The sequence below is a fragment of the Providencia sp. JGM181 genome, assembly GCF_018257375.1.
GTDB lineage: Bacteria > Pseudomonadota > Gammaproteobacteria > Enterobacterales > Enterobacteriaceae > Providencia > Providencia lanzhouensis.
On record NZ_JAERJY010000131.1, the window covers coordinates 1 to 10,239 of the forward strand.

The 10,239-nt window shown below is 43.7% G+C and carries 9 protein-coding genes; 6 read left to right on the forward strand and 3 right to left on the reverse strand.

The window, feature by feature from the left end; genetic code table 11:
- The first annotated feature begins 105 nt into the window (after positions 1–105).
- On the forward strand, positions 106–351 hold the full coding sequence (locus JK188_RS14250) for a hypothetical protein (protein WP_036955421.1): 246 nt from the start codon (positions 106–108) through the stop codon (positions 349–351).
- 90 nt (positions 352–441) lie between these two features.
- On the opposite strand, the gene lysC is transcribed toward JK188_RS14250, so the two are convergent.
- Positions 442–1,809, reverse strand: coding sequence for a lysine-sensitive aspartokinase 3 (gene lysC, locus JK188_RS14255; protein ID WP_036955418.1), 1,368 nt, complete (start codon positions 1,807–1,809; stop codon positions 442–444).
- Positions 1,810–2,168: 359 nt separating this feature from the next.
- On the opposite strand from lysC, the gene pgi reads away from it, so the two are divergent.
- The 3 genes from pgi (at position 2,169) to ubiA (ending at position 5,553) form a co-directional block, all read left to right on the forward strand.
- Positions 2,169–3,815 carry a glucose-6-phosphate isomerase gene (gene pgi / locus JK188_RS14260; RefSeq protein ID WP_211887910.1) on the forward strand — a complete coding sequence of 549 codons (1,647 nt, stop codon included), beginning with the start codon at positions 2,169–2,171 and terminating at the stop codon, positions 3,813–3,815.
- A 305-nt stretch (positions 3,816–4,120) separates the two neighbouring features.
- Entirely contained in the window at positions 4,121–4,624 is a 504-nt protein-coding gene (ubiC, locus tag JK188_RS14265) for a chorismate lyase (protein WP_036955412.1), read from the forward strand.
- 74 nt (positions 4,625–4,698) lie between these two features.
- A complete protein-coding gene (gene ubiA / locus JK188_RS14270) occupies positions 4,699–5,553 on the forward strand; it encodes a 4-hydroxybenzoate octaprenyltransferase (protein ID WP_036955408.1) in 855 nt (284 codons plus the stop codon).
- 78 nt (positions 5,554–5,631) lie between these two features.
- On the opposite strand, the gene plsB is transcribed toward ubiA, so the two are convergent.
- Positions 5,632–8,136, reverse strand: coding sequence for a glycerol-3-phosphate 1-O-acyltransferase PlsB (gene plsB, locus JK188_RS14275; RefSeq protein ID WP_211887909.1), 2,505 nt, complete (start codon positions 8,134–8,136; stop codon positions 5,632–5,634).
- Positions 8,137–8,260: 124 nt separating this feature from the next.
- On the opposite strand from plsB, the gene JK188_RS14280 reads away from it, so the two are divergent.
- Positions 8,261–8,635 (forward strand): diacylglycerol kinase, encoded by a 375-nt coding sequence (locus JK188_RS14280; RefSeq protein WP_036955402.1) that lies wholly within the window; start codon positions 8,261–8,263, stop codon positions 8,633–8,635.
- 137 nt (positions 8,636–8,772) lie between these two features.
- Complete coding sequence (gene lexA, locus JK188_RS14285) at positions 8,773–9,390, forward strand: transcriptional repressor LexA (RefSeq protein WP_036955398.1); 618 nt, start codon at positions 8,773–8,775, stop codon at positions 9,388–9,390.
- Positions 9,391–9,548: 158 nt separating this feature from the next.
- Here lexA and zur read toward each other — a convergent pair whose 3' ends face one another.
- On the reverse strand, positions 9,549–10,064 hold the full coding sequence (gene zur, locus JK188_RS14290) for a zinc uptake transcriptional repressor Zur (protein ID WP_036955395.1): 516 nt from the start codon (positions 10,062–10,064) through the stop codon (positions 9,549–9,551).
- Positions 10,065–10,239 lie beyond the last annotated feature (175 nt).

The following is a 10,239-nucleotide window of genomic DNA, read 5'->3' on the forward strand; positions in this document are numbered from 1 at the left end:
GTATAGTTTTATTAACTGGTTCTTTGTTGAGTCTTTGTTGTAAATCTCTCCATTAGATTAGAACGAGTTTAGTTGTTTTTTGAGCATGAAAAAATGAGGTGTTAAATGAGCACTTATTGTTTTTTTATTAAATCTGACGAAGTTGTTGCGTTAGAGATGACTGAAACCCAAAATGCTACCGAGTTAGTGAATATGGGTTACCAAAAGCAGTTTGAAGAGATTGAGGCGAATAGCAAAGAATTAGCGTTAGCGCGCTTTGCAGATATTCGCGGAGAAGAGCTAAAAAGCACTTATGCTTTTGCAGGTGAGTCGACGTTTAGTGGGCTGATTACCTCTTTCCTAAGTCGTTAAATTTATTTTTATTAGCAAGTCAAACGGGCAATCAAAAGATTGCCCGTTATCGTTTATGGATTGCTATTATTTATGGTTAGCTATCCGCTATCACTCAAAAAGATTATTGTGCAGCGTGCGAACAATCTCTTCCGCGTCGTTACCTGGCACAAGCAGACAAATATTATGGCTGCTAGCACCGTAGCTGATCATACGGATATTAAAGGATTCCAACGCGCCGAAAATCTGTTTGCCGAGCCCGTTCACTTGTGAAAGTTGGTTACCAATAATCGCTACCAGAGCTAGGTTTTCTTCCACTTCTACACGGCACAGCGCGGATAATTCGGTCATTAAGGCATTAGTCAGCAAGCTACCATTAGTGCCTGTTGAGCCCGTTGTATCTAATGTCAGTGCGACACTCACTTCCGACGTGGTGATCAAATCCACGGAAATATTATGGCGCAGCAAGATAGTAAAAATCTCTGCCAGGAAACCACGTGCATGCAGCATTTTCAAACTGTGCAAGGTCAGTAACGTTTGTTTGCGGCGTAATGCGAGCGCTCTAAATTGCGGAGGGTTTTCCGTTTGGTCGCTGACGATCGTCCCGCCCGCTTCTGGGGCTTTACTCGAGCCGACGAATACGGGGATCCCCGCACGCACTGCGGGTAATAACGTGGCTGGATGCAGAATTTTTGCGCCGAAAGTCGCCATTTCAGCCGCTTCGTCAAAGGCGATTTCATCGATTTTTTGGGCATTCGGCACCACACGAGGGTCGGTGGTGTAAATGCCGGGTACATCTGTCCAAATATCCACGCGGGATAGGTTCAATACTTCAGCCAGTAAGGCTGCGGTATAGTCACTCCCTCCGCGCCCTAGTGTGGTAGTGCGCCCTTTGGCATCACGACCAATAAACCCTTGAGTGATAACAATCGACTCGGCTAAGCGTGGAAGCAACTGCTGCTGTGCGAGCACTTGTAGCTGTTCAAGATCCGGCTCAGCGCGACCAAAGCTTTCATTGGTTCTCATCACTTTACGGACATCAAACCATTGTGAGGATGCCCCGCGCTGGCGCAACACTTCCACAAACAGTAATGTGGACATAATCTCGCCGTGGCTGACCATTTCGTCCGTTAAGGCATCGGAAGTGGCAAGAGAGGCGGAATCAGCTAAATGGGCGATATTCTCAAGTAGACGGTCGATTTCTTCGCGGATCACGTTCGCAGTTTGCAGGTGTTCGATAATGTCATACTGAGTCTGTTTGACTCTTTGCAGTAGCTCATTGCGTTTATCAGTGTCGCAGCCTTCAGCGAGTTCAATGAGTAAGTTGGTGATCCCCGCACTTGCGGAAAGCACAACCACACGAACTTGATCATTTGCCAGTACGATATCCGCACTTTTATTCATGGCGTCGAAGTTAGCGACGCTTGTGCCGCCGAATTTTGCGATAACAAACTGATTACTGCCAGCTACTGTATTCATTTTCCAATCCCTTTAATTAAACCGCCTATCTTTAAATAATGCATGAACCCAAAATAATTCCTGCGGCGCAGGCCGAATACGGCACGACATCAACAGCTTGAAATACGTTGGAGTAATAGATTTATCGACTTTGGCACGTATCGTCAATAATGAATCGAGGTAAATCAGTAATTCTAATGATGGGCAAATGATTATCGGTTTTCTCAATATCATTTTGGGGATGAGATGACAGTTGCCGTTAGGTTTGGGAGAATAGACCCAACAGCAGCAGATTATGAGAACGCAGAAAACCGATAAGCTTCGTGTCCTCGGCGAGTTACAATCTATTATTATTTGAAATTGTTTTGGAGGTGTTATCCATGAAAAGTATCAATCCAAGCCAGACGGCGGCATGGCGAGCGCTAGAGCAGCATTATGCAGACATGAAAAATGTGCATATGCGTGACTTATTTGCACAAGATGCACAGCGCTTTACGAAGTTTTCTGCCACTTTTGATGACCAAATCTTAGTGGATTTCTCCAAAAACCGTATTACACAAGAGACATTGGACAAACTTTTGGCATTAGCCAAAGAAACGCAACTGGAAGATGCAATCAAAAGTCTGTTCAGTGGTGAGAAAATCAACCGCACTGAAGATCGTGCTGTGCTGCATACCGCATTACGTAACCGCGACAATACCCCAGTGCTGGTGGATGGCAAAGATGTGATGCCAGAAGTGAACGCGGTACTGGAAAAAATGCAGCAATTCAGCACACGCATTATCAGTGGCGAGTGGAAAGGGTACACCGGTAAAGCCATTACTGATGTGGTGAACATTGGGATTGGTGGTTCAGATCTGGGACCATTTATGGTGACTGAGGCGCTACGTCCTTATAAAAACCATTTAAATATGCATTTTGTTTCTAACGTTGATGGCACTCAAATTGCCGAAACATTGAAGGATCTCAATCCTGAAACTACGTTATTCCTGATTGCATCGAAAACATTCACAACGCAAGAAACCATGACCAATGCGCATTCAGCGCGTGAGTGGTTATTGACGTTTGCCAAAGATGAAAAACATATTGCGAAGCATTTTGTGGCGCTCTCAACGAACAGCGAGCAAGTCGCAAAATTTGGTATTGATACCAATAATATGTTCGAATTCTGGGATTGGGTTGGCGGTCGCTACTCTCTGTGGTCAGCGATTGGTTTGTCTATCATTTTATCCGTCGGTTATGAGAATTTCGTTCAATTACTGAGCGGTGCTCATGCAATGGATAAGCACTTCACGCAAACGCCTCTAGAAAGCAATATCCCTGTTTTATTGGCGCTGATCGGCATCTGGTACAACAACTTTTTTGGCTCAGAAACTGAAGCGATTCTTCCATACGACCAATACATGCATCGCTTTGCCGCCTATTTCCAACAAGGCAATATGGAATCAAACGGAAAATATATCGACCGTAATGGCAATGCAGTCACTTACCAAACAGGTCCGATTATTTGGGGTGAACCAGGAACTAACGGGCAACATGCGTTTTACCAGTTGATCCACCAAGGGACAAAAATGATCCCGTGTGACTTTATTGCGCCAGCAATGACACATAACCCGCTGGGGGATCACCATACTAAGTTGCTGTCTAACTTCTTCGCACAAACAGAAGCATTAGCCTTCGGTAAAACCCGTGAAGTGGTGGATGCTGAATTTGCCGCGCAAGGTAAAACTGTCGAAGAGATGGAATATGTGGCGCCTTACAAAGTGTTTGAAGGAAACCGCCCAACTAACTCTATTTTACTTAAAGAGATCACTCCGTATTCATTAGGGGCGCTGATCGCTATGTATGAGCATAAAATCTTTACCCAAGGTGCAATTTTGAATATTTTCACCTTTGACCAATGGGGTGTTGAGTTAGGTAAGCAACTGGCGAGCCGTATTCTGCCTGAATTGGAAAATAGCCAAGCGGTAGAGAGCCATGATAGCTCTACCAATGGGCTGATTAATTGCTATAAAAATTGGCGTTAATGGCGTTTTTTTAAGCGACTAATAGCCTGTAATTGGCAGGCTATTAGTATCCTAATAAAATACGATTTTTGAGCTAACTCATTATAAATCAAATATTTTTCACAAAATTTTTACAATTTGTGTTGAATTAGCGACTTTTTATATAAATTGTTATCTATCTTTAACCTTGCACAATAACAACGTGCTATTCTATCGCCCAATAATTTAGATGAACGATGCTGGTTGTGGCTTTAATACGCTAGACGTTAACAAGCTTGAGTAGCAATCAGGGGATAACCATAATTACTATGGTGGAATTTGATTGAATGCCTGAAACGATTTTTACCTCTCACCCGATAAATTGGTTAGAAGAGGGCGACGAGAGTGTTCCTGAAAGTGTATTAGATTGGTTGCAAGAGCAGGGGTCGATGACCAAGCGGTTTGAGCAGCATAGTCAGAAAGTGACGGTAATACCTTATTTAGAACGCTATATCTCACTGGATATGCTCACCGCCGACGAACAAAAATGCTTACCAATTAGTGAGCGTTATTGGCTACGGGAAGTGATTATGTATGGGGATAATATCCCTTGGTTGATTGGCAGAACGCTGATCCCAGAAGAGACGCTCACTGATAATGACAAAAAATTAGTGGATATTGGGCGTGTCCCATTAGGGCGCTATCTCTTTAGTCATGAAAACCTAACCCGAGATTATATTGAAATGGGATCCAGCGCTGACCGCTGGGTACGCCGCTCCCTACTTAGATTGTCCCAAAAACCATTATTATTAACCGAAATATTTTTACCTGAATCACCTGCATATAGATAACTATCTAACATAATTCAAATAACGTTTATGGGTAAAATAGAAGCATAAAGGAGCACGATAACGTGGAGGGAAGTATGGCGCTAAGTAAATGGCATGCATACAGCCGTTTAATGCGTATTGATAGACCTATTGGCTCACTGTTATTACTGTGGCCAACCTATTGGGCGCTGTGGATTGCCGCCCAAGGCACGCCAAGTTTGCATATTCTGATTGTCTTTACGGCCGGTGTATTTTTAATGCGTGCCGCAGGCTGTGTTATCAATGACTTTGCTGATCGTAATTTCGATGGGCATGTAGAAAGAACTAAACACCGACCACTGCCTAGCGGTGATGTTACGGAAAAAGAAGCAAAAATTCTATTTGCTGCGTTGGTAGGGCTCTCTTTCTTATTGGTATTGAGTCTGAATACCATGACCATCTGGTTATCGGTCGCAGGCTTAGCGCTAGCGTGGATCTACCCGTTTGTGAAACGTGTGAGCCATTTGCCTCAAGTAGTCTTGGGCGCTGCATTTGGCTGGTCAATCCCGATGGGATTCTCAGCAGTTAGTGAGTCCTTACCACTAGTTTGTTGGTTACTGTTTTTAGTGAATATCATCTGGTCAGTGATTTATGACACGCAGTATGCCATGGTCGATCGTAACGATGATTTAAAAATTGGCGTGAAATCAACGGCGATTCTGTTCGGTCAATATGACAAGCTGATTATTGGTTTGCTGCAAATTGTGATGGTTGGCTTGCTGGTGGTGATTGGCTCATTAGCTAACTTAGGTATGGTTTATTATGGTTCGTTAGTGCTAGCCGCTGCGCTGTTTGTTTATCAACAGCAATTGATGGTGAACCGAGAACGAGCACCGTGTTTCAAAGCGTTTATGAATAATAACTATGTTGGCTTTATTCTGTTTATCGGTATGGTAATTAGTTATTTTTAACCGCTAAAACGGGATAAGAAAAAGGGTAATGCAGATGCGTTACCCTTTTTTATTGTTGAATATCATTGACTTGTGATATTACTCTTGCGGCGTTTCTGAGTCTGCATCAGCACTTTCCGGCGTATTTTTCGGCGCTGGTTTTGGTGCAGAAAGTTCTTCAGTTTGGCTAACGCTCTCAATGGTCAGACGGATTTCCGGTGACATCAAGCGTGCAAGCACGGCGTACAAGTTTTTCGCATTCGTCGAGAAAATATCATTCTCGTTATTGTCGATATAGCCTTCTTCTTTGAGGGTATCGACCAGTGTTGAGAACACGGCTTTATCAAAGAATTCAGGGGCGTTAATACCGTGCAGAACGGACAGACGCTGCGCGAGCATACGACTCTCTTTCTCTAACGTATTGCGGCTGACTTCTGGGCTTGCATTGAGCAATGACAGTGTAATGGCGTAGCGTTGCAGTGTTTCACGAACACCAGCTGCCAGTAGCTGTAACGGACGGATACGGCGAGGATTTAACACCACCATATTCTCATCTTTCAAGCAGATCAGTTGTTGGTTATTCAGCTCATCAATCAATGTATCCACTGTTTCCGTAAGCGCGTTTGCGTCATAACGCATAAACAGCTCAGCTTTCAGGAATGGATAAATCAGCGCAACTTGCTGGTGGATTGCATCACGGCTAATGCGCTCATGGTGCAGCACAATGCTGGCGATAAGCGAAGGCAGAACCAGTAAGTGATGAATATTGTTACGGTAATAGGTCATTAAGACGGCATTTTCGCGTGGCAGAATAATAATATCCCCCATGCTGTCTTTTTCGACTTCAAACTTGTTCATCTGCAAAGCGTGTTCAAGCAGCTCTTCAGCCGTTTTGTTCGGCGTAGTTGCATCGGCAGTGTAAGGCACATTGCGCAGTAGCTGTAGATAGCACTCGATTTGTTCAAGCAGTTGTTCACGGGTGAGCGAGCGCTGACGTGAAGCCAACAATGCCGTTGAACATAGGTTAATCGCGTTGGCAGCTGCCGCATTATTGATATTCACCATAATGTTATCGGCTAAGCTGCTGACGGTTGGGTTTAACCAGCTCGGGCGCTGTGGTTCAATCGGGTCGATAGATTCACGCCAATTTGGTACGCGGTTATTTAAGTACTGGGTCAGTGAAATTGGTTGCCCAAAGTTCACATAACCTTGACCCAAATTACGTAGTTTACGCAGACCACGTACCATGGAGAAGAAGCCTTCTTTCTCTTTCTCAGCGCCACGCAGCTCTTTTGCGTAAGTTCCCACTTCCATCACATGCTCGTAACCAATATAGATAGGAACGATGGTGATAGGGCGGGAGTCTCCGCGTAGCATCGCTTGTAGGGTCATCGACAAGGTACCGGTTTTCGGTTCCAGTAAGCGACCTGTACGTGAACGACCGCCTTCCACAAAGTATTCAATCGAATAGCCGCGAGCAAATAGCTCACTAAGGTATTCGCGGAATACGGTGGAATAGAGTTTATTGCCTTTGAACGTACGGCGAATAAAGAACGCACCTAAACGGCGGAAAATAGGACCGGCTGGCCAAAAGTTAAGGTTAATACCCGCCGCAATGTGTGGTGGCACTAAGCCTTGGTGATAAAGCACATAAGAAAGCAGCAGGTAGTCCATATGGCTACGGTGAGAGGGCACATACACAATTTCGTGACCATCTTGCGCCAGCTGGCGAACGCGCTCAGCATGTTGAACGTTGATCCCTTGGTATAAGCGGTTCCATGTCCAACCGAGTACACGGTCAGTCAGTCGCACTGCTTCATAAGAGAAGTTAGCAGCAATCTCTTCCATCATCGCCACGGCATTTTGCTGGGCTTTTTGTAATGGGATTTTTTTACTGCGCGCTTCGTCTTCAACGGCTTTTTCAATCGCTTTAGAGGATAGCAGCTTATTAAATAGCTCATAACGGGCAGGCAGTTTTGGCCCGACCGCAGCTAAACGCTGACGAGAGTAGTGAATACGTGCTACGCGAGCAAGTTTATTGGCAATGATGGTGTCGGTGCCATGTTCTTGCGCCATCTGGCCAAGAGAAATACTCGGAGAGAAACGTACAAAGCTATCGCGCCCTAACCACAGGACTGCAAAGAATTTTTGCACACCGTTTAAGAGTTTTAGCGGGGCAGGCTTATGCCCTTCGCGACCCGGCGCACGTCCAAACATGACGGATGCAGGTAGCATTTGAATATCAAGATTTGGATTGTTTTTATGCAAATCCAGATACGCATGGAATATTTTTACTGACTCTTTACGTGGATCTGGGGAGTAGTAACGGAACACGCGCGGGCCATCATCAATAAACACATAGGCTGGGAGCTTGGTGCCATTGATGTCGTTATCCACTAGCGGATCAGGTAAACCAATCGCTAAGCATTGTTGGCGAAGCGTGAGCAGGTCGGACTTTGAGTGATATGGCAAGACGTACAGCGTTGGCTTGCTTGGGTCAAGCTGTAACTCTGTTACCGGATCCGTTGGGATTAGTTTACTTTTTACCAATAATTTCAGTGGTAAATTCAACGTGTTGTAATATATTTTACGCCATAGTGACATAAATGATTATAGCCTCTTGTTAGTAATGCTGCGCAATCATAGCAGAAAGCAACGTTTAGATCTGTTATCGATAATTCACTTTGACTGCAAAAGTTGATTATTGTTTAAAAATTAAGGAAAAAATATGGCAAGTCAAACTAAGGGACTCACTCGGGTCATCAAAGCGGCTGGATACTCCCTTAAAGGTTTAAAAGCAGCATGGGTAAATGAAGCCGCATTTCGTCAAGAAGCGATTGCTGCTATCATTGCGATAATTATAGCTTTTTACTTGGATATTAGCCAAATTGACAGAATTTTGTTGATTGGTTCAGTTGTATTAGTCGCAATCGTTGAGTTAATTAACAGTGCAATTGAGGCGGTTGTTGATCGTATTGGCAGTGAATACCATGAATTATCTGGGCGAGCGAAAGATATCGGCTCCGCAGCTGTGTTCGTCACGATAGGATTAGCTCTGTTTATCTGGGGAACCGTATTATGGGCACGTTATTTTACGGCTTAGTGGGCTAAAAACAGTAAAAGAGATAAAAAGCCAGAAATTCATCAACAAAAGCAGGTTTTGGCTAATTTAACAGTTCCCAATACCCATTTACCTGTATATACTCACAGTCTGACTGTATAAACAAACAGGGGAACGGGATGAAAGCACTGACAGCTCGACAACAGCAAGTTTACGATCTGGTGCGTGACCACATTTCGCAAACGGGCATGCCACCAACACGCGCTGAGATAGCAGCAAGTTTGGGTTTTCGTTCGCCTAATGCGGCAGAAGAACATTTAAAAGCCTTAGCTCGTAAAGGGGTAATTGAGATTGTTTCTGGAGCTTCCAGAGGCATTCGTCTGTTGTTAGAAGAAGAATCCGAAGATTTAGGACTTCCTCTGATTGGACGTGTTGCTGCTGGCGAACCATTGCTTGCACAAGAACATATTGAAAGCCATTACCAAGTCGACCCAGAATTATTTAAACCACACGCAGACTTTTTATTACGCGTAAATGGTATGTCGATGAAAGATATCGGTATCATGGATGGTGATTTACTTGCGGTACATAAAACACAGAATGTCCATAATGGGCAAATTGTTGTGGCACGTATCGAAGATGAAGTTACTGTTAAACGCTTTAAGCAACAAGGCAATCGCGTTGAGCTTATTGCTGAAAACTCTGATTTTGCACCAATTGTGGTTGATTTACGCGAACAGAATTTTACTATCGAAGGTCTAGCTGTTGGGGTTATCCGTAACAGTGACTGGCATTGATGATGAGTGATTGAGTCTGGCAGCAGACTCAATATCTCTATTTTTTGAATAGCCTTTCTTTATATAGCTATTTTCATACTGTTTTTCTTTATATAGCCATCTTCCATGTTGCTATATAGCTTCCTTTATTTTACTTCCTGTAGACCACTTATTCTATATCACTTCTTTTTTGAACTGACCGTGGCGTGATGGTTATGCTCACAGTGTTCATGATCTTGGCAATTGGAAATCTCAAAACATTTTTGACATAAACCATGGTTTTCTACCACCGTATGCCTGAGATGAAAATGATTTTCTTCCGCTAGTGTGCTAATCGCTTGTTCGATAGTCGTGCAGTCACTTTCGGTCACATTGCCACAATTATCACAAATCAACATCACTGAAATATGGCTTGGATTATCCACATGGTGACAAACCACATAGCTGTTTGTGGATTCAATTTTATGAATAAATCCTTGTTCCATGAGGAACTCTAAACCGCGATAAACGGTAGGGGGTTTAGCCTGAGGCTCTATTTCACGTAGTAAATCTAGTAGATCATAAGCACTGATCGCACCGTGTTGCTGCGCTATTAATCGCAGAACAGTCTCTCTTTGTGGGGTCAAACGCACGCCTCGAGACTGACAAATACGTTCGGCCGTCGTAAGCAGCATGTCTTCACTGATTGTTTTCATCTTGTTTGGCCCCACCTAGATAGCTTCAAGTTTTTATTACTGTTTAGTTTACCATAACTTCCATTTCTGTTGTGTTTGAAATGGTGGTGATGAAATAAACAATTTCTTACTAAATTGAATACGCAATTTTAACTTTAATAAAGGCAACATTAATAAAAAATGAACTCCTTATTTA

Excerpts from the sequence above, each read along its gene's own strand:
- lysC (WP_036955418.1), bottom strand. The coding sequence starts at position 1,809 with ATGAATACAGTAGCTGGCAGTAATCAGTTTGTTATCGCAAAATTCGGC.
- zur (WP_036955395.1), bottom strand. The coding sequence starts at position 10,064 with ATGAAAACAATCAGTGAAGACATGCTGCTTACGACGGCCGAACGTATT.
- ubiC (WP_036955412.1), top strand. The coding sequence starts at position 4,121 with ATGCCTGAAACGATTTTTACCTCTCACCCGATAAATTGGTTAGAAGAG.
- lexA (WP_036955398.1), top strand. The coding sequence starts at position 8,773 with ATGAAAGCACTGACAGCTCGACAACAGCAAGTTTACGATCTGGTGCGT.
- JK188_RS14280 (WP_036955402.1), top strand. The coding sequence starts at position 8,261 with ATGGCAAGTCAAACTAAGGGACTCACTCGGGTCATCAAAGCGGCTGGA.
- JK188_RS14250 (WP_036955421.1), top strand. The coding sequence starts at position 106 with ATGAGCACTTATTGTTTTTTTATTAAATCTGACGAAGTTGTTGCGTTA.
- pgi (WP_211887910.1), top strand. The coding sequence starts at position 2,169 with ATGAAAAGTATCAATCCAAGCCAGACGGCGGCATGGCGAGCGCTAGAG.
- ubiA (WP_036955408.1), top strand. The coding sequence starts at position 4,699 with ATGGCGCTAAGTAAATGGCATGCATACAGCCGTTTAATGCGTATTGAT.
- plsB (WP_211887909.1), bottom strand. The coding sequence starts at position 8,136 with ATGTCACTATGGCGTAAAATATATTACAACACGTTGAATTTACCACTG.